The 24058-nt window shown below is 39.6% G+C and carries 28 protein-coding genes; 12 read left to right on the forward strand and 16 right to left on the reverse strand.

What is annotated here, in order from left to right; genetic code table 11:
* Nucleotides 1-30: 30 nt before the first annotated feature.
* The 4 genes from ntdP to fabL form a co-directional block, all read right to left on the reverse strand.
* Nucleotides 31-564: a nucleoside tri-diphosphate phosphatase gene (ntdP, locus tag ACFOU2_RS18290; protein WP_377917678.1), complete on the reverse strand. Its 534-nt coding sequence runs from the start codon at nt 562-564 to the stop codon at nt 31-33.
* Nucleotides 565-688: 124 nt separating this feature from the next.
* Entirely contained in the window at nt 689-934 is a 246-nt protein-coding gene (locus tag ACFOU2_RS18295; RefSeq protein ID WP_377917680.1) for a YgaB family protein, read from the reverse strand.
* Nucleotides 935-1110: 176 nt separating this feature from the next.
* Nucleotides 1111-1467, reverse strand: a complete 357-nt coding sequence (locus ACFOU2_RS18300; protein ID WP_377917682.1) for a gamma-type small acid-soluble spore protein — start codon at nt 1465-1467, stop codon at nt 1111-1113.
* Nucleotides 1468-1533: 66 nt separating this feature from the next.
* Complete coding sequence (fabL, locus tag ACFOU2_RS18305; protein ID WP_449237053.1) at nt 1534-2289, reverse strand: enoyl-[acyl-carrier-protein] reductase FabL; 756 nt, start codon at nt 2287-2289, stop codon at nt 1534-1536.
* A gap of 228 nt (nt 2290-2517) precedes the next feature.
* On the opposite strand from fabL, the gene ACFOU2_RS18310 reads away from it, so the two are divergent.
* Complete coding sequence (locus tag ACFOU2_RS18310; protein ID WP_377917686.1) at nt 2518-2742, forward strand: hypothetical protein; 225 nt, start codon at nt 2518-2520, stop codon at nt 2740-2742.
* A gap of 145 nt (nt 2743-2887) precedes the next feature.
* On the opposite strand, the gene mutY is transcribed toward ACFOU2_RS18310, so the two are convergent.
* Nucleotides 2888-3991 (reverse strand): A/G-specific adenine glycosylase, encoded by a 1104-nt coding sequence (gene mutY / locus ACFOU2_RS18315; RefSeq protein ID WP_377917689.1) that lies wholly within the window; start codon nt 3989-3991, stop codon nt 2888-2890.
* Between the two features lie 274 nt (nt 3992-4265).
* Between mutY and ACFOU2_RS18320 the strand changes: the two genes are divergently transcribed.
* A complete protein-coding gene (locus ACFOU2_RS18320) occupies nt 4266-5246 on the forward strand; it encodes a metal-dependent hydrolase (protein WP_377917691.1) in 981 nt (326 codons plus the stop codon).
* A gap of 62 nt (nt 5247-5308) precedes the next feature.
* Here ACFOU2_RS18320 and ACFOU2_RS18325 read toward each other — a convergent pair whose 3' ends face one another.
* Nucleotides 5309-5578, reverse strand: a complete 270-nt coding sequence (locus tag ACFOU2_RS18325) for a YfhJ family protein (protein WP_377917693.1) — start codon at nt 5576-5578, stop codon at nt 5309-5311.
* A gap of 130 nt (nt 5579-5708) precedes the next feature.
* On the opposite strand from ACFOU2_RS18325, the gene ACFOU2_RS18330 reads away from it, so the two are divergent.
* On the forward strand, nt 5709-5867 hold the full coding sequence (locus tag ACFOU2_RS18330) for a small, acid-soluble spore protein K (RefSeq protein ID WP_377917695.1): 159 nt from the start codon (nt 5709-5711) through the stop codon (nt 5865-5867).
* 29 nt (nt 5868-5896) lie between these two features.
* Complete coding sequence (locus ACFOU2_RS18335; protein ID WP_377917696.1) at nt 5897-6058, forward strand: YpzG family protein; 162 nt, start codon at nt 5897-5899, stop codon at nt 6056-6058.
* A 168-nt stretch (nt 6059-6226) separates the two neighbouring features.
* Here the strand turns inward: ACFOU2_RS18335 and ACFOU2_RS18340 are convergent, their stop codons facing one another.
* Nucleotides 6227-6541, reverse strand: a complete 315-nt coding sequence (locus tag ACFOU2_RS18340) for a YfhH family protein (RefSeq protein ID WP_377917698.1) — start codon at nt 6539-6541, stop codon at nt 6227-6229.
* Nucleotides 6542-6730: 189 nt separating this feature from the next.
* On the opposite strand from ACFOU2_RS18340, the gene ACFOU2_RS18345 reads away from it, so the two are divergent.
* Entirely contained in the window at nt 6731-7390 is a 660-nt protein-coding gene (locus ACFOU2_RS18345; RefSeq protein ID WP_377917700.1) for an SDR family NAD(P)-dependent oxidoreductase, read from the forward strand.
* Between the two features lie 52 nt (nt 7391-7442).
* On the opposite strand, the gene recX is transcribed toward ACFOU2_RS18345, so the two are convergent.
* On the reverse strand, nt 7443-8255 hold the full coding sequence (recX, locus tag ACFOU2_RS18350) for a recombination regulator RecX (RefSeq protein WP_377917702.1): 813 nt from the start codon (nt 8253-8255) through the stop codon (nt 7443-7445).
* A 151-nt stretch (nt 8256-8406) separates the two neighbouring features.
* Here recX and ACFOU2_RS18355 point away from each other — a divergent pair, with 151 nt between their 5' ends.
* From ACFOU2_RS18355 to ACFOU2_RS18375, 5 genes are all read left to right on the forward strand, one after another.
* Entirely contained in the window at nt 8407-9300 is an 894-nt protein-coding gene (locus ACFOU2_RS18355) for a TIGR01777 family oxidoreductase (RefSeq protein ID WP_377917704.1), read from the forward strand.
* Nucleotides 9301-9421: 121 nt separating this feature from the next.
* The gene (locus tag ACFOU2_RS18360) at nt 9422-10549 is read left to right on the forward strand and encodes an amidohydrolase (protein ID WP_377917706.1); all 1128 of its coding nucleotides are present in this window, start codon (nt 9422-9424) and stop codon (nt 10547-10549) included.
* A gap of 264 nt (nt 10550-10813) precedes the next feature.
* Entirely contained in the window at nt 10814-11371 is a 558-nt protein-coding gene (locus ACFOU2_RS18365) for a GNAT family N-acetyltransferase (protein WP_377917708.1), read from the forward strand.
* 143 nt (nt 11372-11514) lie between these two features.
* Nucleotides 11515-11643 (forward strand): YfhE family protein, encoded by a 129-nt coding sequence (locus tag ACFOU2_RS18370; protein WP_377917710.1) that lies wholly within the window; start codon nt 11515-11517, stop codon nt 11641-11643.
* Nucleotides 11644-11732: 89 nt separating this feature from the next.
* A complete protein-coding gene (locus ACFOU2_RS18375) occupies nt 11733-11936 on the forward strand; it encodes a YfhD family protein (RefSeq protein ID WP_377917712.1) in 204 nt (67 codons plus the stop codon).
* 607 nt (nt 11937-12543) lie between these two features.
* Here the strand turns inward: ACFOU2_RS18375 and rlmD are convergent.
* The 5 genes from rlmD to ACFOU2_RS18400 all read right to left on the reverse strand — a co-directional run bounded on the left by rlmD (nt 12544) and on the right by ACFOU2_RS18400 (nt 17839).
* Nucleotides 12544-13926: a 23S rRNA (uracil(1939)-C(5))-methyltransferase RlmD gene (gene rlmD / locus ACFOU2_RS18380; protein WP_377917714.1), complete on the reverse strand. Its 1383-nt coding sequence runs from the start codon at nt 13924-13926 to the stop codon at nt 12544-12546.
* Nucleotides 13927-13936: 10 nt separating this feature from the next.
* Nucleotides 13937-14815, reverse strand: coding sequence for a DNA-3-methyladenine glycosylase family protein (locus tag ACFOU2_RS18385; RefSeq protein ID WP_377917840.1), 879 nt, complete (start codon nt 14813-14815; stop codon nt 13937-13939).
* Nucleotides 14816-14923: 108 nt separating this feature from the next.
* Nucleotides 14924-15700 (reverse strand): delta-lactam-biosynthetic de-N-acetylase, encoded by a 777-nt coding sequence (gene pdaA, locus ACFOU2_RS18390; RefSeq protein ID WP_377917842.1) that lies wholly within the window; start codon nt 15698-15700, stop codon nt 14924-14926.
* 298 nt (nt 15701-15998) lie between these two features.
* Nucleotides 15999-17534 (reverse strand): fumarate hydratase, encoded by a 1536-nt coding sequence (locus tag ACFOU2_RS18395; RefSeq protein WP_377917716.1) that lies wholly within the window; start codon nt 17532-17534, stop codon nt 15999-16001.
* Between the two features lie 122 nt (nt 17535-17656).
* Complete coding sequence (locus ACFOU2_RS18400; RefSeq protein WP_377917718.1) at nt 17657-17839, reverse strand: SE1561 family protein; 183 nt, start codon at nt 17837-17839, stop codon at nt 17657-17659.
* A 160-nt stretch (nt 17840-17999) separates the two neighbouring features.
* Here ACFOU2_RS18400 and yfkAB point away from each other — a divergent pair, with 160 nt between their 5' ends.
* Nucleotides 18000-19133, forward strand: a complete 1134-nt coding sequence (gene yfkAB / locus ACFOU2_RS18405; protein WP_377917720.1) for a radical SAM/CxCxxxxC motif protein YfkAB — start codon at nt 18000-18002, stop codon at nt 19131-19133.
* A gap of 199 nt (nt 19134-19332) precedes the next feature.
* Here yfkAB and ACFOU2_RS18410 read toward each other — a convergent pair whose 3' ends face one another.
* The 3 genes from ACFOU2_RS18410 to ACFOU2_RS18420 form a co-directional block, all read right to left on the reverse strand.
* The gene (locus ACFOU2_RS18410; RefSeq protein ID WP_377917844.1) at nt 19333-20088 is read right to left on the reverse strand and encodes a YfkD famly protein; all 756 of its coding nucleotides are present in this window, start codon (nt 20086-20088) and stop codon (nt 19333-19335) included.
* 444 nt (nt 20089-20532) lie between these two features.
* Complete coding sequence (gene cax, locus ACFOU2_RS18415; protein WP_377917722.1) at nt 20533-21588, reverse strand: calcium/proton exchanger; 1056 nt, start codon at nt 21586-21588, stop codon at nt 20533-20535.
* 595 nt (nt 21589-22183) lie between these two features.
* Nucleotides 22184-22567, reverse strand: coding sequence for an OsmC family protein (locus ACFOU2_RS18420; protein WP_377917724.1), 384 nt, complete (start codon nt 22565-22567; stop codon nt 22184-22186).
* 208 nt (nt 22568-22775) lie between these two features.
* Between ACFOU2_RS18420 and ACFOU2_RS18425 the strand changes: the two genes are divergently transcribed.
* Entirely contained in the window at nt 22776-23945 is a 1170-nt protein-coding gene (locus ACFOU2_RS18425; protein WP_377917726.1) for an MFS transporter, read from the forward strand.
* Nucleotides 23946-24058 lie beyond the last annotated feature (113 nt).

The following is a 24058-nucleotide window of genomic DNA, read 5'->3' on the forward strand; positions in this document are numbered from 1 at the left end:
ATGGAAAAGGCAACAGGTTTTTGGCTTACCTCAAGGATTTCGATAAGTCAAATATCTTTCATACCATGTATCAATAAAATCTGGTGCAAACGGCCCTTTACGTTGACGAATCCAGTTTTTCAACGTTTCTACGTTTTCATGTAAAATTTGATCAATTACAGCCGGGTAATTCATTTGCCTGCGATGACGCTCATATTCATCTTGATCGAGCAAAGTGTACGTCATATCAGGAAAAACTTTAATATCCAAATCATAATCAATGTACTTTAGCGCTTCTTCATCATAAATAAACGGCGAGCTGATATTACAGTAATAATAAATACCATCTTCTCTGAGCATCCCAATAATATTGAACCAATATTTGGCATGAAAATAACAAATAGCCGGCTCACGGGTAATCCATGTTCTGCCGTCCGATTCTGTCACAACCGTGCGATCATTGCCACCTATCACCATATTTCTAGAACCTTTTAAAATAGTCGTGGCATCCCATATACGGTGTATTTTGCCGTTATGTTTGTAACTATGTATTTGAATTGTTTCTCCTTCGATGGGAAAGCCCATGTTTACTCCCCTACTTTCATTTAACGCTTTCTAGCCCTATTTATACTATTATAGCGATTTGAGAGCTAATTTAAAACAAAAGAGCCATCTTTTGGAGTAGATGGCCGTTTTTCTAAACAAAAATTTAAGATACAGTAGCCTGGTACGTTCTAATGATTTCAGCTGTTTGAGTCTCGAATGTTTGTTGAATTTCTTTTAGTTGAAGTTTCATGGACAAAATTTCTTCACGCAAGAAATTTAATTTCGTTTTCTCTTGCAACTTTTCAAGCTCCTGCTCAATTTCCTGACAACGCTCAATCTCTGATTGCAAAAACAATAGCTGATCCATCGTTTCCAATTGTTGGCCTACCAATGTATCAAAGTGATTCATTTCATTTACCCTCCTCACCAACTTTGAGCATCTTTTCCTTTCGTACTAGATTCTTTTTCAAGCGCTGTGAATCCTTTGACGAGATATGTAAACTTTCAAGAAGTTTTGTCGCCACCGCAGTTTCTCACTGAAAAAGGTACTTCCTATGAACAAGGAAGTACCTTGAAGTAAATCAATTAGCGACTAGAATTTTGGTTTTTTGCAGCTTGTGATTGAGCATTTTGCTGTCTAACTTGTTGGATGTTAGTTCCAGCCGCTGTTTCAGAAGCGAACTCAGTGCCGAATTGGCCTGCACCAGCTGCTGCTCCGGCTGCTGCACCAGCTGCGCGACCTGCTTGTGCAGATTGAGCGTTTTGCTGACGTACTTGTTGTACGTTTGTACCAGCTGCTGTTTCAGAAGCGAACTCAGTACCGAATTGGCCTGCGCCAGCTGCGCTGCCTGCTTGTGCAGATTGAGCATTTTGTTGTCTAACTTGCTGGATGTTAGTTCCAGCTGCTGTTCTACCGGCTTGGTTTTTGAAGTTGTTTGCCATTGTTAATCACCTCCACGACATTTAATCTGCCCAGGAGGTGAGAGAACTATCCATAAAAATTTTTTGTTACATCATCAATGAACGACCGCCGTCCACAATGATAGTTTGACCTCGAATCATGCTCGCTGCATCCGAGATTAAAAACATAGCCGCATTGGCCAGATCGGCCATCTCCACCATTCGCCCAGCTGGTGTATTAGCTTTAGCATCTTCTAACAGCTGATCCCGATTCGGAAAATGCTTTAACGCATCAGTATCCACGGCACCGCCTGAAACTGCGTTAACAACAATATTTTTAGGGGCAAGCTCAATTGCCAAATAACGGGTCAGCGCTTCAAGTGCCGCTTTTGAAACCCCAACGGTTGTATAGTTTTCCAAATATCGAATGGAACCAAGCGAACTGATGGCGACCATTTTGCCGCCGCCCGCTTTTTCCATCAGCTTCGCCGCCTCTTGTGCACAAAATAAAAACGCTTTACTATTAATGTCCATCGTCCAGTCCCAATGACTTTCTTCAAGCCCCATTGCCGGACGCAGTACACCTGAAGCTGCATTGCTGACAAACACATCCATCCTTCCAAAAGTTTCATCAATGACAGCGAACATTTCTTTGATTTTTTCCACTTTTCCAACATTTGCTTTCACTAATAACACTTTTCTTCCAAGTGCTTCAATTTCCTTGGCTGTTTCCTCAGCAGCCGTTTTGCTGCGGGCATAGTTAATTACAAGATCATATCCTTCTTTTGCTAACCGAAGGGCAATTTCCTTTCCGATTCCTCGGCTGCTTCCTGTAACAAGTGCTACTTTTTGTGACAAACCCATCACTCCTTTAAATACCATATTTACTTGTATTGTATAGGAAACAAGCTTTTTTGCCAAAATAAAGTGAAACTTCCATGAACGGGGTTCTCCCGCTCATGGTTAGTTGACCTTATCGGGTTCTTACGGACGGGTGGTTATTCTTCACGTGAAGAAGCCAAGGTCTTATCGACCGTTAGAACAGGGTAAAGTCGCAAAAGGCATTTTAATAAAACAGAGGTGAAGCGACATATGTACGTAGGTCGTGATATGACAGAGTTATCCATGACTTCTAAACAAGAATGGACAGATAATGAATTGGAGTATTTTCACCACTCGCTCCAACAAATGGTTCCTTACTTAAATACAGAAGGTCAAACCATTCACCGTGAAATTATTAAAGAAATTGAAGCAAGAGGCGGATTGAAACGTCACGAAGCCGATTACGCCCATGGTACAAGAATTTCCTATGATTGATTAAAACAAAAGGATCTTCTCGTCAGAACGAAATAAGACGGGTCATCATGTTTCTAAATTAAAATGAACCGTCAAGAAAATCCCTGTTTTTACTCGATTTATCATGACGGTTCATTTTCAGAAGGTTGAATCGGGACCATGTTCTTTATGCTTTTGATTCAACCTCTTTATAGACTTTCAGAATATTTTGATGCGAAACAGGAAATGCATAATTCTCCAATTCTGTAAAATCCACTAATTTAATGGTTGACGTTTGCTCCACTTCAGACTCTAATGTTCCCCGATACACCTGAATATTCCAAACAAGATGGGAAAAAACATGCTGAATGGTAGCAAAAGGCTTTTGCAAATCAGCCTTCGCCCGATAATGCGTCTGCAAATATGCAAGGAATTGTTCTTGTTCTGAACCCGCTTCCTCTGTCACCTCTACATTTGGAAATTCCCATAGGTTCGCTAGCAAACCTGTACCGGGCCGCTTATGAATCAACACTTTTCCATCCTCGTTAGTTAAAACGGAGGCTGTTAATTGAACCGTTTTAGAAGATTTCTTTTTGGATTTCACCGGCAGCTGGTCTTGAACGCCTTCATGAAATCCCCGGCAATGCTCACGAACAGGACATAATAAACAAGAGGGAGAAGTAGGCGTACATACAATCGCACCTAATTCCATTAGACCTTGATTAAAGAAAGAAGGGTTCTCTTTTGAAATAATTGAGCGTACGACCTCTTCAAACAACCTCCTTGTCTTTGGCTTCGCTATATCTTCCCATATGGAAAGAATTCTCGATAAAACCCTCATCACATTTCCATCTACCGCAGGCTCCGGAACGCCGTAAGCAATGCTCAAAACGGCTCCTGTCGTATAAGGACCGACTCCTTTCAGCTGAGATATCTCTTCACGGGTATTCGGCACTTTCCCTCCATAGTTCTCATGAACCTCCTTAACTGCCGCTTGCAAGTTACGGACACGCGAATAATAGCCGAGCCCTTCCCACGCTTTTAAGACTTTCTCCTCATCAGCATTTGCTAAACTTTCAATAGACGGGAACTGTTGAATGAAGTTATTAAAATAAGGGATGACAGTATCTACCCTCGTTTGCTGCAACATTACTTCAGAGACCCAGACCTTATATGGATCCTGATCGGCTCTCCATGGTAAGGTACGCTGTTCTTTTTCAAACCATGAAATTAAATCATGTTGAAATTGATTTATGTTAAAATGATTTACAATATCTTTACTTTGTTTCACGTTATATCCTCCGAGGTATTACTATAAATATAGATTATGTCATTAGTTCATTAATCTTCTTTAGTTTAATTAAACAGGAATGAATTTACCAATAATAAGATGAACCTTCCATCAGTACAGTTATGACCTCTAGTGATGGTTAGTTGAACCAATTCAATTCTTATGTGCTGTTATTCCCTGCTTAAAGAAGTAGGGTTCTTGCTGCCCGTTAGAAAGGAATAAACCACAAGCATATAAGGAGAAGTGACAAAGAGTAGAAAAGGAGGTTTTGCCTTTGGATACTGGTACTCATATCGTGATGGGAATTGCATTGGGAGGACTGGCCACCCTCGATCCGGTTGCCGCGTCACACCCTGCTACTGCTCAAGCGATCATGGCTGGTGCAATTGCCGGCTCACTTGCCCCTGATTTAGATACCATTTTAAAATTGCAAAACAACGCGACATATATTCGTAACCATCGCGGCATCACTCATTCCATTCCTGCCGTGATGTTATGGCCGTTACTCATTATTCTAATAATTACATTCTTTTTTCCAACCGCCAATCTTTTACATTTATGGATATGGACTTTTGTAGCTGTTATTTTTCATGTGTTTGTCGATATTTTTAATGCATACGGAACTCAGGCACTCCGGCCTTTTACAAAGAAATGGATTGCACTTGGCATCATTAACACGTTCGACCCTTTTATCTTTCTTGTTCACATTGCGGGAATTATCGTATGGGGATTAGGGGCGCATCCCGGTTATACCTTTTTAATCGTCTATGCGATTCTTTTCCTTTATTATGTTATACGCTTTCGGATGCAGCGCAAAGTGGCCAAAGCCGTTCATGATAAAATCCCCGATGTCACCAACTTAATTATTTCACCAACACTGCGCTTTTCTCATTGGCATTTGGCGATTACAGCCAAAAACCATTTTTATGTGGGACGCGCTATCAAAAACGAAATCATTGTTTACGATCAATTTGATAAAGTGCCAATTCCGGAATCCGACATCATCCATGCTGCCAAAAAGGATGATAACTTATCAGCCTTTCTCTCTTTTTCACCTGTATATCGCTGGGAAATTGAGGAATATAATGACCATATTGAGGTGCGGTTTATCGACTTGCGCTATCGTAGTAAAGATTATTATCCATTTGTAGCGGTTGTTCAGCTGGATTATAACTTAAATATCATTAGCTCCTATACAGGCTGGATTTTTAGTGAGCAAAAGCTCAGAAAAAAGCTGGACTATTTACCCAATTAAAGATGAAATGGACCTTCCTTTAGAAAGGAAGGTCCATTTCATTGTAAAAATGTTTTAGCTTTTTAATGGGTGAGATGGTCATTGCGATTGATTAAATGTTTATATTTAGGATTTTCCGTTTTCATTTCATGAAGTTTGGAACCATACTGTTCAATCCATCTTCTGACAATTTGTTCTGTCACTTCCGGCCCTCTGTATGTCCGCCCCGCTTTTGCATACGTGCTTTCAAAGTCTTCCCATAGTAGCTCCACCCATGTACGGGCCTGACCGTAAGATAGTGAATCATTTTTTTCCAATAACAAATCGGCAAGCCGCTTAAATGTATCCTCCATATTTTTCACCTCTTTTGCCAATAATGTATCAAAGCAAGCTTACATAGTGATTCTCTTTTGAATCATACTATTGATACGTGCATATCAATGCACGTACTGATGATAACCTCTTGAAAAGGAGAGGATTGTAATGCGTAATAAAGCACAAGGTTTTCCAAACCAAAATAACCAGAAACTAGAAGGTGAACCCCGCGCAAAAGCAGAGTTTGCCTCTATGCGAGCAAACGGTACCATTAATACACACCCTCAAGAAAGAATGCGTGCTTCTAATCAACGAACAGACGAATAGAAAAGCAATTCCATTTGGAGGTGTTTCGTTTGGGCCAACACACACATAAAAGATTTTATGACAATCTTTATTCCAATCCCTTTCAGCAGCCATGGGCAAATCCGAAACATGCACATTCTCAGGCAAACGGAGAAACGCGGCTGACACAAGACTTAATTATCTTGAAACGCGAAACCCGCAAACGTTCTTAACTATTCATAAGAAATGAGGATGACTCAAAAGGTATAAAAAGACATACCTATTGAGTCATCCTCCTGAAAGGACCCGTCATGAAAATACGGCAAAATAAAAAAATACCGTGACGGGCCCTTTCAGTAAAGATCAACCTTTGCCATCGATTGGAGACTTATGGGACAGCCTCACTTTTTCAGCATTGAAATCGGCAGCGCTTCTTCTTTCATGTTTCCCCCTAGGCGGAAGCCCCATGCAAAGACACCATTTATATAATCAATTTTAAAATAATTACCAGGGTCCCCTTCAATTTCATATACTTCCCCTGCTTGAAAATCGTCTGGATTCAACAAGTAGGCTTTAGCAAGAAGAATTTTACGTTCAAACACAGCAAATTCATTCACCATTCCCATTTGTTCCGCTTTTCTTGCTTTTTCCTGCAGTGAACCAATTTCTTGTTTCAACTCCCATTCCTTCATATCGCTGTATCGTTTTTCTTGCATGATATGTGTTCCCCCTTTGATGCACAGGACGTGCTAGCGAAGACGTTGCGACAGGACGCCGCGGTGTTAGTTTTCGTTCCTTATCATCTTAAGTATACGAAAACAATCGAAAAAACAAAAGATATTGCCTGCACTTGCATCCACCGTTAAAAATAGTTATGTTGAAAAAGGAAAGAAAGGTGATAAAGCATGAAAACGGTATTGATTACAGGAGCAGGTACGGGGTTGGGAAAAGAATTGGCTCTCCTTTATGCTAAAGACAACCATCAGGTTATTTTAGCGGGTCGAACATTATCAAAGCTTGAAAAAACCAAACACTTAATAAAGCAGCTAGGCGGGACCGCCCATATTCAGCAGCTCGATATCCGCAGCCCGGAAAAAGCCGTTAAAAAACTTTTATTAACCCATACGATCGATATTTTAATTAATAATGCAGGGGTAGGACATTTTGGTCATTTTCACCGCTTGCGTCATGAAGAAATTGAAGAGATGATTGACAGTAATGTAAAAGGGACCATTTATGTTACTAAAGCACTGATTGAACATCTTCTTTCAAGGCCCGAAGGAAAGATTATTAATATCGTCTCCACAGCGGGATTACGGGGCAAGGTCAATGAATCGGTATATGTAGCCAGCAAATTTGCTGTGCGCGGCTTCACCGAAAGCTTACAAAAGGAATATGCCGATACCCGCCTTTCCATTATTGGCGCGTACATGGGTGGAATGGATACGCCGTTTTGGGATAAAACAGACCATATAAAAGATAAGAGCCGCTTAAAACCAGCAAGCGACATCGCTAAGTTTATTTATGAAAAGCAACATACAAATGAAGATATCATCATCCAATAGCAGTTTGACCCCAAGGTGGATAAATTCCTTGGGGTCAAATTGTCCAATTCCATTACTCTTCACTTTTTAGCTCTTCTAACAACCGTTTAATATCCTCAATTGCAAACCCTTTTCGATATAAGCTTTGTTTCATCCGCCGTTCATATTCCCATCCTTCATATTTCTCGTAGCGGCGGTGCGCTTTTAGGCCTTGATGTTTCAACGCTTCCCACTCTGCATCTTCTTCCTTTTCCACTCCCCATTCATGAAAAAGTTGTTGAATGATGGTAAAAGAGTAACCTTTTTGCTGCAATGTTTGTTCAATTTTTTGCCTGAGGGCCGATGAGGATAGCTTTTGATTTTTCCCTTTTGTTTTATCTGCAATTTTAATTGCAGTTTGAAGTTGCTCATTATCGGAAAAATCCATTAAACTAATATCAATATACTCGTCAGCAATCCCTTTTTCTTTTAGTTCTTTCCGAATGAGATTCGGTCCTTTTACGGTTGTACTCCTTTGAGTACGTGCATAGGCTTTGGCAAACTCTAAATCATCAATATAGCGTTGATCATCGAGTTTATGTAACACTTCTTGGATGATCATTTCCCCTATCCCTTTTGATTTTAAGTAAGTATGGACTTCCTTTTTGGATCTCATCCGGTATGACAAGTAATTCAGGGCTAGATTATACGCTTTTTTCACATCGTCGGCGTATTGAATTTCAGTTAAGTCAAGTTCGTCCAACTCTCTTCCTTTTTTTAACTGAAATTTCACCAGAACGTATTCATCAACACTAAAACCGTATTCTTCCCCTTTGCCATAATCAAGGTACACATTGTACCTTTCACTATTTTTCGCTTGAGTTGTTATTTTAGTAATAATTGGCATAAAAAACATCCCATTTCTTCCGATTAATCCCTTTAAATTACGATTGATTTAAACCTTATTATTAAGATTATACAATACAAAAAGATGTTTCAACGTTTATATACATCATCTGAACTATTTATAAGAGACGATAAGCAGGAGGCTGATGGAAATGAAAATTGTCATTGCAGGCGGTACAGGATTTGTTGGTAAGGTGTTAACATCGTTCTTTTTGAATCAACAGCATGACATATGGATCCTAACAAGAAATCCCCGCCCTTCATCCGGTCGTTTACATTATGTGGATTGGGAACATGCCTTGCCGTACGTTCAACAAGCAGATGTTGTCATTAACCTTGCTGGTGTTTCCTTAAACAGCGGCCGCTGGACCGAGGAGAGGAAAAAAGCGATCATTCAAAGCCGGGTGTCGACAACCCAAAAGCTTGTTAAAATGATGAAGACCTCTTCCAAAAAAGTGTTTATCAATGCAAGTGCAGTCGGATTCTATGGGACCTCGACAACTGAAACGTTTACAGAAGCATCCCCTTCCGAGAATAATGATTTTCTCGCCTCTACCGTCAAAGCATGGGAAGCAGAAGCTCTAAAGGCAAAGGAATACGGAATTCGCACCTCCCTTACCCGCTTTGGCATTATCCTGGGGCAAAATGAAGGAGCTCTTCCTAAAATGATCCTTCCGTATAAATTATTTGCAGGAGGAACAGTCGGTTCTGGAGAACAATGGATGTCATGGGTGCATATTGAAGATGTTGTCCGTATTATGGCTTTTATCATCGAACATGAAGATCTTGAAGGACCGATTAACGTTACGGCTCCCCACCCCGTTACAATGAAGGAATTTGGGCAAACCATCGCCAAAGTCATAAACCGTCCTCATTGGCTGCCAGTACCTGACTTTGCCCTTAACATACTTTTAGGGGAAATGAGCATGTTAATTTTAAAAGGACAACGTGTTTTACCTCAAAAATTATGCGACCATCACTATTCATTTACATATGATAAACTAGAAGGAGCATTAACACATTTATACCGTTCTAATGGGCATTAAGAATTGTTTTTAGACATAGTTGAACGCCTGTAAGAACAAACTAGTCATCGGAGAAAAATAACCTTCTCTGATAGAACTTCGACTTGATTATAAAGTTTGCAGCTGTAGATAGGAGTTTAGTATGAAAAAGGTTTTATTTAAAAATGCAACAATTTATCCTGTTACGTCCCCTCCTTTGTCAAATCACGACTTGCTTGTTGAGGATGGGAAAATCAAAGAAATAAATCGCCATATTGAAACATCAGAAGAGATGGAGATCATCGATTGCCGAAACCAATACCTTTTTCCTGGATTTATTGATGTTCACACGCATTTGGGGCTTTATGACGAAGGGACCGGATGGGCGGGAAATGATGCCAACGAGACCATTGACCCTCTCACTCCTCATATTCGTGCGCTCGACGGTGTCCATCCGCTTGACCCTGGCTTTCAAGATGCCATCCAATATGGTATTACCACCGTGCATATTATGCCGGGGAGCGCTAACGTAATTGGAGGTACTACTTCAGTCATCAAAACAACAGGTAAAAATATTTCAAACATGATCATCCAAGAAACAGCAGGACTGAAAATTGCCTTAGGAGAAAACCCAAAACGTATTCACAGTAACGGCAATAAAGAATCCATTACACGCATGGGGATTATGGGGATGCTTCGCGAGGCCTTCTATAGTGCTAAATATTGCGATAATGTAGAAGATCTGCGGATCAAACCCCTTATTCAGGCACTTAAAAAGGAGATACCCGTCCGGATCCATGCTCATAGAGCTGATGACATTCTATCAGCCTTGCGCTTCTCTGATGAGTTTGATCTTGATGTTCGTATTGAGCATTGTACAGAGGGGCATTTAATTGCAGAAGAGTTAAAGGGCCGAAACTTAAAAGTATGCGTGGGGCCAACCTTGACAAGGCGCTCTAAAATCGAGCTGAAAAATAAAAGCTGGAAGACATATCAAACTCTGGTGGAACATGGGGTTGAAGTTTCCATTACAACCGATCACCCTTATACACCTATCCAGTATCTGAATATTTGTGCTTCTCTTGCTGTTCGGGAAGGATTGGATGAACAAAAAGCACTGGAAGGAATTACAATCAACCCGGCTAAAAACTTGCGGGTTGATGATCGAATTGGCAGCTTAGAAAAAGGCAAAGATGCAGACATTGTCTTATGGAGCCATCATCCGCTCCATTATTTGGCTAAACCGGTTTTAACGATGATTAATGGAAAAATATTATTTAAAAAAAATTAACAAATTACCTATTTCCTTTTTAATTATTTTTTAGTATGATACGTATGGTAAGAGTTATCTTTTTAATTGAGAGTTGCTTACAATTGGATAAAACATTCAAATAGATTTGTTGACTTTGAATGGGAAGGCAAATGGTGCGCCACCAGTAAATACTGGTTCTAGTGGGTTCGATTCCCACCCCGAAATTTTTTGATCTTTTATAAAAAATTTCGAGGGTGTGGAGAGCCAACAGTCGTGGTCTGCCCTCGATAGGAGGGGAATATTATGTTGAAAAAACGTGATTTACATGACTGCCAGGCTTTATACGAACTAATGGTGCACCCGGATGTCTTCCCTTTTGTTCGTCATAAAGCCCATTCTTACGAAGAATTTTTGTTCGTGACAAAACAGACAATCGAAGCGGAAGAACATGGCGAACTAATTTCTCGTACCATCACAGACGAGTGGGGTAATCCGATCGGCACCATTAACCTATTTGACGTCGAAGACAATGCAGGATTCCTTGGCACATGGTTAGGCAAACCTTTTCATGGGAAAGGATATAACCAAGTAGCAAAAGAAGCGTTCTTTAATGAACTATTTTATGAGCTGGGCATTGAGCGCATTTTCATGCGTATCCGAAAGGTAAATGCTCGTTCCATGAAAGCAGCGGAAAAACTGCCTTATGTAACGTTGGCAAATGAAACAAGAAAAAGCCTTTATGAAGAAATCAATCAAGAAGGCGATGTTTATAATTTGTATGAAATTTCAAAAGACCTTTACACATTATACATCATGCGTAATGGGCAAGAACTTCAAGAAGAGCATCTCAAAGAAGCGTAAAAAACCTCTTTCCTCCGTGTGGGGAAAGAGGTTTTTTACGCCCTCCTGTTGCAGAAAATTTCGAATGGCTCGTTTGAAAAGAAAACGGATTGGTCAAAATAGGAAATGTAAAGATTTATCACACTTTTATTGGAGGGATACAAATGAGTGAAAAGAAGAAACGGGATAAAACAAAAAATACGTTAAGCAGCTCCCAGGAAGTATCTTATGCCCGTGATTTTAAAATGGCAGATCAAGCCGGCGGATACACAGCCAAAAAAGCGAGACACTAAGCTGACAATATCTTTCATACATACAGTCCTCCTATCTACACAAAATACATATGAACAATCGTTCATATGTATTAAAGGAGGGCTTTCTAATGGGCAGATCTCGCGGTGGAAGAAGTCGTGATAAAAATAAAGCAACATTGCCTCAAGTACCAAAGAATTTAAAAGGTGATAAAGCTGATGGTCTTGATGTTGAATTTTCAATGGAACACGCAGACCATGAGGATCTAGAAGCATTAGCAAGATCCCAAGCAGCAGATAACCGTGTTCATGGAATGCAAAACAATAAAAGATAAGTTGACGACATACAGGGCGTGTGAGCAAAGACGTTGCAACAGAACGTTGCGTAGTTAGTCTTTGCTTCTTAACTATATCCAAATCAATTAAGTTCCCACGGGCGGTAAATCCTACTTAAGAAACTAGGATTTACCGCCCTTTAAAACAGGATAAATGAACAACAAAATTAAAATTTGTGGTTTTACACTGTTTAATTAAGTTGTTCACAATATATTCACACTTTTTATAAAAATTAAATATATACACACAGCTTATCCACATTATTGTGGATAATGTGGATAATTTATTTATTCCTTATCATGATAGGGTTTCGTTAGTGTATAATTTTTTTGAGTATTTCCTCCTATTTTTGTGGATAATGTGAATAAATATGTTGATATCCTTTTTATAAAGGATTCCCTACTTACTTTTCTTGTGGATAAATTCATTTTATTTGTTTAACGTTTGACATCCTCCCTTTACATTTCCTTTTTAAATACGTAGAATCCAAAAAATGTTCTTTTACCCCATCAATATGTTCTAAAATAATCAATGTTCTTCTCAACTCTTGTCAGCAGTGATGTCTCAATAAAAAAAGAAAGTGGGATAACCACTTTCTTTTAAAAATTATTTACGAATAAGTCGCGTCACTGCTTCTACATGAGCTGTATGAGGAAACATATCCACAGGTTGAATATATTCGACCCGGTAAAATTTCGTTAGTTTTTCCACATCTTTTGCCAATGTAGACGGATTACATGATACATAAACTACTTTTTCCGGCTTTACGTTTAAAATCGCTTTGAGCAATTCCTTATCACAACCAGTACGAGGCGGGTCTACTACTACGACATCCGGCTTCCAGCCTTCTTTTACCCACTTCGGCAGCCAGTGTTCAGCCTTTCCTACCACATATTTTGCATTGTGGTACCCATGCTTTTGGGCATTCTTTTTTGCATCTTCAATGGATTCTGCAATGGTGTCCATGCCCCTAATTTCTTTTGCATCTTTTGCAAGCCATAAACCAATTGTTCCCACTCCGCAATATGCATCGACAATCCTTTCATTCCCTGTTAAGCCAGCTGCTTTTTTTACTTCATCATAAAGCTTTACTGTTTGAATAGGATTTAGCTGAAAGAAGGCCCTTGCTGATAGCTCGAATGAAAGATCGCCCAACACTTCCTGAATAACCTCTTCTCCAGATAAAGGAACGGTCTCGTCACCGAAAATAAGAGACGTTTTCTGTCCATTGATATTTTGCATAATGGATTTCACTTCAGGCAGGCGTTTTTTTATTTCTTCCACCAATATATCTTTCCGAGGAATTTCCTTTTGACTTGTCACTAACACGACTTGTACTTCCCCTGTTTCAAACCCTACCCTCGAAATGATCGTGCGAATGATACCTGTTCGTTTTCGCTCATCGTAAATCGGAATACGCAAATCCTGTAAGATTGTTTTGACCATATTGGTAACTTTGTTTGTTGCACTGTGCTGAATTGGACATGTTTCAATATCGATTAACTGATGTGAATTTAACCCGTAAAGCCCTGCAATGACTTTTTGATTCTGTACTCCAACTTGAAACTGTGCTTTGTTCCGATAATTCCATGGCTCTTCCATTCCAATCGTGTTTAATACCCTTCTTTCCAGTTCTTTTAATGAACTGTGCCTTTCAAATGACTGGATTACAATGTCCCTCTTTTGTTTTAACTGTGATTCGTATGTTAAATGCTGCAGTTGACAGCCTCCACATTTTTCATAAATGGGACATATGGGCTCAATTCGCTCGGGAGATCTTGTTTTAATGCGTTTTACTTTTCCTTCTGCAAAATTAGGCTGTACCTTCGTTATTTCAACGAATACCTCTTCATTTGGCAAAGCTCCTGGAACAAATACTACTTGCTTTTTGTAATAGCCTACACCTTCACCATTAATTCCAAGTCTCTTAATTGTTAACAGAACTACCTGACCTTTTTTCATTTTAATGCCTGTATTTATTTTATTCATCTCTTAACCCTCAGCTTGTTCGTTTTTCAATGCTTCTCCACAAGTATAAAGAAGCATAACTCAAATAAGGATGCCACTCTGTACTCCATTGCTGCATTTGATTTAACGTCGGTTTTTTCTCTAAAGCAAACAGCTGCCGCAATGCATTTTGCAAGCCTACATCAGTATAAGGAAACATATTCGCCCGTCCTAAACCAAACATCAAAAAGCTTTGGACCGTCCATGGTCCAATCCCTCGCACTTTAATTAGTTTCTTCATGATTTCTTCATCAGATGCCGAATGGAGTTCATTTAGATCCAATTTCCCGCTTGCAATTTGGACAGAAAGATCCACTATATATTCAGCCTTTCTCCGGCTGAATTTTAATGCTTGAACATCTTCATACCTTAACATAGCCGTTTCTTCCGGTAAAGGATAAAACCATACCCCGTCCATTTGTTTGCCAAACGTGTGAACGAAGCGCTCTGTCAGTGTATGGGCAACTTTTAAATTTATCTGTTGGTGAATGATGGACTTGACTAAGCAGCGGTATAAGTCGAATTCTAAGACAAGCGGTGTTCCACTGTGCTCCTCGAATAAAGGGGCTAAGTGTGTATGAGCAAAATGAGCATTTACTCTGGACAAGGATACATTCCATTGAAAAATGCGCTTTAATTCGTTTAATACCGCCTCTTCACCAACCTTTTGACAGGCTTGGACCATACAAACGGGTTTTTCAACCGTTCCTATACTTTTAAGTTTAATGACCACAGGTTTCCGGTCTATATAGAGGGGTACCCACATTATACTCTCCTTTTTATCCACTTTATTCAAAGGATCTAGAGCCAACCTTTCCATTACACGTTCAAAATCATAAGGCGGTGTTAGCTTAACTGTTCGTTTCCACACATCTTTCATCCTTTTCCTTCTTTTGCTCTCATTATACCATGTGAAAAAGGGTATCCAAAAAGAGCTTCTCCTTTTCAAATACCCTGTCAGTTTCTTTTATGCATATTTCTATCTTTGATGAAACAGAATAGGATCCACCTTTGCTTCGTTTAGTATATATTCATCTAAACTGTGAAATTCATAGCCTTCTTTACGTAAATCATCAATAGCTTTTCCGAGTGCTTCAGCATTATCTCCTGAGACAGTATGAAGCAATAAAATACATCCCGGATGGATTTGCCTCATAATATTATCGTAAGCATATCTCCATCCTTTTTGTTGATCTGTTTTCCAATCGACAAAAGCTAACGACCAAAAGACATTCGTGTAGCCTTCTTGTCTGGATAGGGCCAATGTTCGCTCGCTAAAGATTCCCCTTGGCGGCCGTAAATATCTCATATCATCTCGACCTGTGAGCCTTTTATATTCCTCTTTTACTTTTTTCAGTTCTTCTCCTAAACGCTCATCACTGACTTGAGTTAAATCAGGATGATGCCATGAATGGTTGCCGACAATGTGCCCTTCGCTTACCATTCGCTTAACTAAGTCAGGCTGATCTTTTAAATAATGGCCTGTCACAAAAAAGGCAGCAGGTACTTTTTTCTCTTTTAATACATTCAGCACTTTCTCTGTATAGCCGTTTTCATAACCATTATCAAATGTTAAATAAATATGCTTTTCTTTTGTATGACCAATATAAAAGGAATCATACTTTGCCAACAGCTCATCCAGTTCTTTTCCGGCTGATGCCGGTTCGTGATTTTTACTCTTACTAAATCCCCAATGTAACGATTTATTGGAATAGGTACTGGCCTCTGACCAGCCTTGAAATATAAGAAAACTCATCAATATAGTAGCACATAAAAAAGAGATGCGCTTAAACATGGGTGTCACCTCTCTTGCTTTTTGTTTTTAGTTTGTGTGTCACCTACGGATTCATCCCCTGTATTGTTTTCCATCCAAAAAATAGCGCATTAGCGTTCAGTGAGCCATTCATTCAACCTTAGCTAAAAATGTACCGAATGGGTATTTTACCTGAATACGCGCAAAATTCAAAAAGTCAATATGGAGCTTTAATAAAGTCAATAAAAAATCCTTAATGTTTCACATGAAACATTAAGGATGAAAAAATGAAAGTTTTACTTTATTTAAAAACAGGTTCTTTGAATTGTGCCAGTTTTTCCAGAGATGATTGATCAACATCTTTGTGTAAACTGTTACCATGTGAATCCATTGTCACAACTGCTTTAAAGCCTTCCACACGCAGATGCCACATAGCCTCTGGAATACCGAATTCCATGAAGTTCACGCCTTCAACGGACTTGATACAGTCTGCATAATATTGTGCTGCCCCGCCGATTGCATTTAAATATACACCGCCATGTTCTTTTAGCGCCGCTAATGTTTTTGGTCCCATACCACCTTTACCAATTACAGCACGAATGCCAAATTTCTTCATAATATCTCCTTGATAGGGCTCCTCACGAATACTTGTCGTCGGGCCAGCTGCCGCCACATGCCATTTCTCATCTTCATCTTTTAACATAACCGGACCACAGTGGTAAATAATTTGACCGTCTAAGTCTACCGGACAATCATGATCGCTTAAATATTTATGAATGGCGTCACGGCCTGTGTACATCATTCCATTAATACGTACAACATCTCCCACTTTCAGTTCACGGATTTGTTCTTCCGTGATTGGGGCTTGCAGCACCACTTCTCTCGTTTCAGAAGAGGCTTCTGCTTTCTCTTCTTTAGATTTAGAGAAGTCAATATGTTCACCATCCTGATAGAACCACTCTTGAATATCCCCTGTTTGTGCATCCAATTTAACCCCTAAGCGTCTAAATGCCCAGCAGTTGTATGCGACCGACACGAAGAAGCTTGCCGGAATACGGTTAATAACGCCAACTTTACAGCCAAGCAAGGTCGTTTCACCGCCAAATCCCATCGTACCGATGCCAAGCTTGTTGGCATTTTCCATAATATATTCTTCAAGTTCTTTTAGCTGCTCGTTTGGATTGACATCGTCTACACTTCTGAACAGTTGCTCTTTCGCTAATTCATAACCAGACGTACGGTCACCGCCGATACCTACGCCAATAAATCCTGCACTGCATCCCTGGCCCTGTGCTTGGTAAACGGAGTGCAGGATACATTTTCGGATGCCATCAAGATCGCGTCCGGCACGCCCTAATCCTTCTAACTCACATGGCAAGCTGTATTGAATATTTTTATTTTCACAGCCGCCTCCCTTTAAAACAAGGCGTACATCTATATAATCTTTTTCCCACTGTTCAAATTTAACGACAGGTGTACCTGCTCCCAAGTTATCTCCGCTGTTTTCCCCTGTAAGCGAGTCAACCGAGTTAGGACGGAGCTTGCCGTGTTTCGTCGCTTCCGCAATAGCCCAATAGATGGCTTCTTTAATTTTTAATTGGTTAACACCAATTGGTGTTTTGATTTTGAATGTCGGCAACCCTGTATCCTGACAAATTGGCGAAATATTCTCATCTGCCATCGCAATATTATTTGTAATGGTTGATAATGACATCGCAGCACGTGTTCCTGCATTTTCTCTTGCTTTTGCTTCAGCAATTGCACGACGAACATCCCTTGGCAATTTTGTTGATGTTTCTACGATTAATTCATACATACTTTGTTTTAACTGTTCCATCCGTCTTTCTCCTTCCCAATCCCCTGTTCGTGTTATATATGTAATCTACATTCATATTATACTCTTTTGAATTTTAGAGCGAAAGGTAAAAACAAAAAGTCCCATGCTGGGACTTTTTGTTTTTACCAATCTTTTTTAAACTGTTCGCATTTCTCTTCTAGATCATCAATCATTTTAATAAGACGGTCGATATCCTCTAACTCTGTATGTTCAGGCTCAATCGCATCTAATACATCTAAAAACATGTTTAATCGCTGTTTTAAATAATTTACTTGAGATTCTTTATCTCGAACTGCATTTCCCACAAGCAACCGCTCCTTTCTCACTGATCCCGTCTAACATGCAGGTAATTTCTTCACTGATACAATTCCTATTTTATCCTAACGAATCATTTCATAATTGACAACCTTCATTAATAAATTCCATAATAAGCGGTGTTGTCATTCTATTTAAAGGAGCATCTTAATGAATAAGACTTTACCCCTACAACCAATTAATCCGTCCTATGATCCATGGGAAGCTTATTTAGACATACAAGAGTATGGAACATCGACCTTGACGAACGTTGAGTTTACAACGACGACTCTTTGTAATATGCGATGTGAACATTGCGCTGTCGGGTATACACTGCAGTCAAAAGACCCTTCCGCTCTTCCTGTTGAGCTGCTCATAAAGCGGCTGGAAGAAATCCCGACACTACGTTCATTAAGCATTACGGGCGGGGAACCGATGCTCTCCATGTCATCTGTCAAAAACTACGTAGTTCCTCTTCTAAAGTATGCCCGTGAACGCGGGGTTCGTACGCAAATTAATTCAAATTTAACATTGGATTTATCACGCTACGAATTGATTATTCCGTACTTGGATGTTCTACATATTTCTCATAACTGGGGGACAATGGAGGATTTTGTGGAAGGTGGCTTTGCGATGATGGAACGCAAACCGACTTACGAACAGCGTGCCAGCTATTTTGAGCGAATGATTGAAAACAGCCGGGCTTTATCAAGAGCCGGAGTGATGGTATCTGCTGAAACAATGTTGAACAAACGAACCCTTCCTCACCTCGAAAAAATCCATCGCCAGATTGTGGAGGAAATGGAATGTAAGCGTCATGAAGTCCACCCGATGTATCCAAGCGACTTTGCCAGTACGCTCGAAACACTCTCACTTGAAGAGATAAGATTGGCTATTCATCACCTTCTGGATATCAGGGATGAAAAGGTCTGGATGCTGTTCGGAACATTGCCGTTTTATCCTTGCAGCCAGAACAAAGAAGACCTGAGCTTGTTAAAACGCCTGCACACAAGTAAAAATGTCACTGTTCGAAACGATCCAGACGGCCGCTCTCGTTTAAATGTGAATATCTTTAATGGCGATATCATTGTGACAGATTTCGGAGATGCTCCCCCGTTAGGAAATATTAAGGACTGTACATTAAAAGAAGCTTTCGACAATTGGCAGCAATCTTCCCTTTCTGCGCAGTTAAGTTGCCATTGTCCGAGCGTACAATGCCTGGGACCAAATATCTTGGTCAAAAACAGCTATTATCCGGCCGAGGATTTTACTAAAAAGAAATCCAACCTTGTATTGTACAAGTAACATAAGAAAAGCGAAGAAAGCCCGCTTAAACCGATGGGGCATTGGAACTTCTGAGAAGGATCCGCTTTTTTACTCCGCAGGAAGGAGTGAAATGACCGTACGGTTTGGCTTTCCGAGCTGGACAATTCCAAAAACACAATTTGTACTTTCTTACACGGTGAAAAAGAGTTCTGCACAACGAGCAGAACTCTTTTCTTCTTTATCTAGGCTGGTCGTAAACGCCAAAGCTAAAAGAGACATAATCCTGTACTGGAATCCAGGCTCCAATCCCCTGAGAAGTCACGTTTTTTACCACAATCGAATGTTTTGTGCCTTTTAATACAAGATACACTTCACCATATGTGACTTTTCCCTTTTCATTTACGGCAGGCGCATATCCATATAAATACCCTATTTTTTTAGGAGGTACGTTATATACTTGATCTTTTTTTGTCCCTGCCCCTATTACTGTTGTAAAAGCCAAAGGCAGATTCGTTTTGTCCATCGCTTTTAATAACATCATTTGCTTTACATGCTCTGCATTTGGAACACTTGCTGTTAAACCGCCTTTAATTTGTTTTTGTTCTTCTTGTCTATAGCGAATCTGATAAGGTATTTTCCCTCCCCTGTTATCAAAAAGATTCGTATTGATTCTTTGATATTCCCAATTCGTATTTGTCTCAGACGACTCGTAATTTAATGGCCACTGTCCCAAATAAATAGTAGCCCGTGAGCCGAAAGCTAAAATGGATTTAGAAATCGTCGACTCATTGAGCATTCGGATTAAGTCCGGGTTTTCGATTTTTACATTAGAGGTGCCGATTAATTCTTTTGCCAACTCACTCGGCTCTAAATATGGCATATCCTGTGAAGCATTAGGATATGTATTTTCTTTTGAAATATTTAAAGCTGAGTTAGGTACCTTTACGGAAGAGGCAATATTTGTTTGATTGTTGGCATACGATGAAAACGGCATGATACATAAGAAAGAAAGAACAAGAACAGCCAATGAAACCTTCCGCAGCATATGTGAACTCCTTTCCACTCGAATTATCATATATAGTGTTTTCAAAAGGGTTTTGATTTATCCTTATTTTTATGGTAGAGTTACTTGAATTTTCGAAGAAAAATGAAAACGCTGCCAAAAGTTAAGAATATTCAAACCAAAATTACCATATAGTTTTCATACATCTTTTCAAGAAAAAGGAGGGATTTGATTACCAGCACACATATCCATACAGAGGAGAAATCTTTCTAATACTTAGTAAGCTGTAAAAAAGAGGGTGCCCCAAGTTGGGACACCCTCCTGCGATGAACCGTCATCAAAAATCCAAGAAAATCATGGATTTCGGTGAGGTTCATCGCCGAAAAATGGATTATTATCATCCTCTGGAGACTTTTGAGTTAGCTCCTTTTTCTTCTATAACAAGTAAAATCCAATTCCCATAATAACATATGCAGCAAGAAGTGTAGCTCCTTCAAACCAGTTTGTATCCCCGTCATTGGAAATGATGATCATTAGTAAGACGGATGCGATCATTGCAATGAGCTCCGGCAGAGTAAAGACAAGAGGCATCGTCGTCGGAAACATTAAGGAAACCAGGACAAGAACCGGTGCTACAAACAAAGCAATTTGCAGTGTAGAGCCAACTGCGATTTCAACGGCAACGTTCATCTTGTTTTTGTATGCCATGATAATGGCAGAAGCGTGCTCTGCTGCATTTCCTACAATGGCCACAATAATAACCCCAATGAATAACTCGCTCCAGCCAAATCGCTCTGCTACAACCTCAAATGTATGCACAAGGTTTTCAGATACGTAGGCCACCGCAACGGTAGCTGCTCCCAGAATGATAAGAGCCTTTCCCTTGCCCCACTCTGCTTCTTCATGTTCTTCTGCTGTATCACTTTTATGTACATACACACCTCGATGCGTAACTAAACGGAAAAATAAAGCTGCTAGGTAAAGAGCGATTAAAATGATGGAAACCCCGATACTTAACGTTAATGTTTCCCCTTCGGTCATCTCAATTGAAAACACTTCCGGGATAACAAAGGCCACAATAACAGCAAAAATCAATAACCCCGCATTATGCCGTGCATCATATACGTTAAATGCCTGACGCTTATATTTTAATCCGCCGACAAAAAATGATAATCCTGCTACTAACAGTAAGTTTCCTAGAACAGAACCCGTCAAAGATGCCAAAACAACTTCTACAAGCCCTTCTTTTAACGCAAAGATGGAAATGATCAATTCTACCGCATTTCCAAATGTAGCATTCAATAATCCTCCAATTTGCGGTCCTGCGACCACTGCTAAACTTTCTGTTGCTCTTCCCATATAACTTGCCAGCGCAATAATTGTTAGGCAGTAAATAATGAACAACAGAACAGGTGACCAGTGCATCAAGCTCCCTATAACAGACAAAGGAACACCGATTAACACCGCCAGAAAAAACACCTTGTTAACCATAGTAGAATACCTTCCTTTTTTCATTTTTAACATTTGTATTATAAAAATATATTACCACTGCAGATAGAGTTTTTTGGAATAATTTACATGAAATTATCTTTTTAACTATTTCCTTTTTTCTTTACTTATAAACATTTTGAATACATGTTATTCCTTTCCCCTTCCATTTTTATGTTTACCCCCCCTTCAATTAGAAAGATTAATGATAGACATTTGAAAAAAGAGGGGTTGAAAACATATCAGAAGAGCTGAAAAAGCAAAGACTTAAAAGAATGGATTAACGGACCAGGTGATCCTGAATATATACTGCTTCAGCTTATGCCTCAAACCATTCGTTATTATGAGAAAGCGGGAAGCAAACCGCAATTACTCCAATAAGAAAAGAGGCTGTCCCATAAGCCTCTAATCAATGACAAAAGTGGAGCTTTCTATATAAAATCCACGTTAATTTTCTAACACATCAATCTCTGGGATATTGGATATTTGCTATCCCGATGATCCAGACCTTCTGAAAATGCCTTCAAAGGTCTTTGTATAAACGGTTGACAAGAGCCTGCAAGGGAACTTGGCAACTGCTTATGGATAAATCATATAATCAGACAAGTTCAAAGCTCTCTGTTACTTCAATACTATTGATAACCGATTGAACCATTGGGCAATTTTTGCGGGCAAGTTCTAACGACTGCTCTATTTTTTCCTTTGGTAAGTTCTGGCCTTTAATCAGATAATGAATATGGATTTTTTCAACGCGATTTGCTTCTTCTTCATTACGAACGACTTCCGTACGAATGGTTATATCGTCCACTTCAAGACGTTTCTTCTTCAGAATTTTACGTAATACTCCCCCGCTGCACACCGCAATAGATGCAACCATTAATTGATATGGACGAAAACCGTACTCCTCATCTCCGGCAATATGCAATTCCCCATATGACAATTGTGTTGTAAACCCTACTTCCGGTTTCATCTTGAATTCCATGTTATGTTTCTCACCCCTTCTTCTTTCCTTTGTTATAGCACAACCTTTGTCTTCATACAAATCATAAAACAAATCCTCCTTCTCGGAAAAACCTTGCCAAATTGTATAACAACCGATACCATCAAAAAGGATAAAGCTAAACTTTTATCAGTGAAATCTTACTGTCCGTTAGACGGGATAACCATCATGAACAAGTGAGGACATCGTGATGACAATCAATCGAATACGATTTTTGATATTAGTAGTACTTGTAGGCATCTCCGGTTTTTCACAGGGGATGCTGCTGCCCATTATTTCCATTATTTTCGAACAAGAAGGGATATCTTCTTCTCTTAATGGACTACATGCTACCGCTCTTTATATCGGTATTTTGATTGCCTCTCCTTTTATGGAATATCCTTTGAGAAAATACGGGTACAAACCATTTATTCTGTATGGAGGCTTACTTGTTGTACTTTGCCTTTTCTCTTTTCCTTTATGGAAATCGTTTTGGTTTTGGTTTGTGTTACGATTCCTAATTGGAATTGGAGACCATGCATTGCATTTTGGTACTCAAACATGGATTACCTCTTCTTCACCCAGCAATAAGCTTGGACGCAATTTATCGGTTTATGGGATTTCGTTTGGAGTAGGATTCGCGCTTGGGCCTGCCATCGCACCGCTTTTGCACATCCATCCCGCTCTCCCATTTATCATCACGAGCATCGCAAGTCTGATTGCCTGGTCACTCATTGTGTGGTTGAAAAACGAATATCCCGAACAAGATGATCATTCTCCTTCTTTTTTCCGTACAATGAAACGCTTTGGCAAAGTGATGAAGTACGGATGGATTTCACTCCTAATGCCTTTTGGATATGGTTTTTTAGAAGCTTCACTTCACGGCAACTTTCCGGTTTACGCTTTGCGAAACGGAATTACAATTGAACACGTATCCATTATCCTGCCTGCCTTCGCATTAGGAAGCATTGTCTTCCAATTACCTCTTGGCATTTTGAGTGATAAATACGGAAGACGAAACATTTTAGTTTTCGTGATGGCCTCAGGATTTTTTACATTCTTATCCGCCAGTTTTATAGAACATTCAGTCATCGGTTTAATCATTTGTTTATTTATTTCCGGTATGTTGGTCGGTTCTACATTTTCTCTGGGAATTAGTTATATGACGGATTTACTTCCAAAAGCTTTACTGCCCGCCGGAAACCTCATGTGCGGTATAGCTTTCAGTATGGGAAGTATCCTCGGCCCCTATATGGGAGGTTTGTTTATTCAATTCTCACCTAATGCCAGCTTTTTTTACGTCATCAGCTTCATGCTGCTGCTCATTCTTATCGCATTAATATCCTTTAGACAAAACGGGCTCGTTCCTATTAAAGAGTAAACAGGAACGAGCTCTTTAAAAATTTTGGCCTATTTTTTAAAAAAATGAGCACAAAAACAAAAATCTGTTATATAATACAATTAACAATAATAAACTGTATTAAAACAGTAAGA

This window comes from Bacillus songklensis, assembly GCF_042649685.1.
In the GTDB taxonomy this organism is placed as follows: domain Bacteria; phylum Bacillota; class Bacilli; order Bacillales; family Bacillaceae_H; genus Bacillus_BA; species Bacillus_BA songklensis.

Excerpts from the sequence above, each read along its gene's own strand:
- ntdP (WP_377917678.1), bottom strand. The coding sequence starts at position 564 with ATGGGCTTTCCCATCGAAGGAGAAACAATTCAAATACATAGTTACAAA.
- ACFOU2_RS18295 (WP_377917680.1), bottom strand. The coding sequence starts at position 934 with ATGAATCACTTTGATACATTGGTAGGCCAACAATTGGAAACGATGGAT.
- ACFOU2_RS18300 (WP_377917682.1), bottom strand. The coding sequence starts at position 1,467 with ATGGCAAACAACTTCAAAAACCAAGCCGGTAGAACAGCAGCTGGAACT.
- fabL (WP_449237053.1), bottom strand. The coding sequence starts at position 2,289 with ATGGGTTTGTCACAAAAAGTAGCACTTGTTACAGGAAGCAGCCGAGGA.
- ACFOU2_RS18310 (WP_377917686.1), top strand. The coding sequence starts at position 2,518 with ATGTACGTAGGTCGTGATATGACAGAGTTATCCATGACTTCTAAACAA.
- ACFOU2_RS18325 (WP_377917693.1), bottom strand. The coding sequence starts at position 5,578 with ATGGAGGATACATTTAAGCGGCTTGCCGATTTGTTATTGGAAAAAAAT.
- ACFOU2_RS18330 (WP_377917695.1), top strand. The coding sequence starts at position 5,709 with ATGCGTAATAAAGCACAAGGTTTTCCAAACCAAAATAACCAGAAACTA.
- ACFOU2_RS18340 (WP_377917698.1), bottom strand. The coding sequence starts at position 6,541 with ATGCAAGAAAAACGATACAGCGATATGAAGGAATGGGAGTTGAAACAA.
- ACFOU2_RS18345 (WP_377917700.1), top strand. The coding sequence starts at position 6,731 with ATGAAAACGGTATTGATTACAGGAGCAGGTACGGGGTTGGGAAAAGAA.
- recX (WP_377917702.1), bottom strand. The coding sequence starts at position 8,255 with ATGCCAATTATTACTAAAATAACAACTCAAGCGAAAAATAGTGAAAGG.
- ACFOU2_RS18355 (WP_377917704.1), top strand. The coding sequence starts at position 8,407 with ATGAAAATTGTCATTGCAGGCGGTACAGGATTTGTTGGTAAGGTGTTA.
- ACFOU2_RS18360 (WP_377917706.1), top strand. The coding sequence starts at position 9,422 with ATGAAAAAGGTTTTATTTAAAAATGCAACAATTTATCCTGTTACGTCC.
- ACFOU2_RS18365 (WP_377917708.1), top strand. The coding sequence starts at position 10,814 with ATGTTGAAAAAACGTGATTTACATGACTGCCAGGCTTTATACGAACTA.
- ACFOU2_RS18370 (WP_377917710.1), top strand. The coding sequence starts at position 11,515 with ATGAGTGAAAAGAAGAAACGGGATAAAACAAAAAATACGTTAAGCAGC.
- ACFOU2_RS18375 (WP_377917712.1), top strand. The coding sequence starts at position 11,733 with ATGGGCAGATCTCGCGGTGGAAGAAGTCGTGATAAAAATAAAGCAACA.
- rlmD (WP_377917714.1), bottom strand. The coding sequence starts at position 13,926 with ATGAATAAAATAAATACAGGCATTAAAATGAAAAAAGGTCAGGTAGTT.
- pdaA (WP_377917842.1), bottom strand. The coding sequence starts at position 15,700 with ATGAGTTTTCTTATATTTCAAGGCTGGTCAGAGGCCAGTACCTATTCC.
- ACFOU2_RS18395 (WP_377917716.1), bottom strand. The coding sequence starts at position 17,534 with ATGGAACAGTTAAAACAAAGTATGTATGAATTAATCGTAGAAACATCA.
- yfkAB (WP_377917720.1), top strand. The coding sequence starts at position 18,000 with ATGAATAAGACTTTACCCCTACAACCAATTAATCCGTCCTATGATCCA.
- ACFOU2_RS18410 (WP_377917844.1), bottom strand. The coding sequence starts at position 20,088 with ATGCCGTTTTCATCGTATGCCAACAATCAAACAAATATTGCCTCTTCC.
- cax (WP_377917722.1), bottom strand. The coding sequence starts at position 21,588 with ATGGTTAACAAGGTGTTTTTTCTGGCGGTGTTAATCGGTGTTCCTTTG.
- ACFOU2_RS18420 (WP_377917724.1), bottom strand. The coding sequence starts at position 22,567 with ATGGAATTCAAGATGAAACCGGAAGTAGGGTTTACAACACAATTGTCA.
- ACFOU2_RS18425 (WP_377917726.1), top strand. The coding sequence starts at position 22,776 with ATGACAATCAATCGAATACGATTTTTGATATTAGTAGTACTTGTAGGC.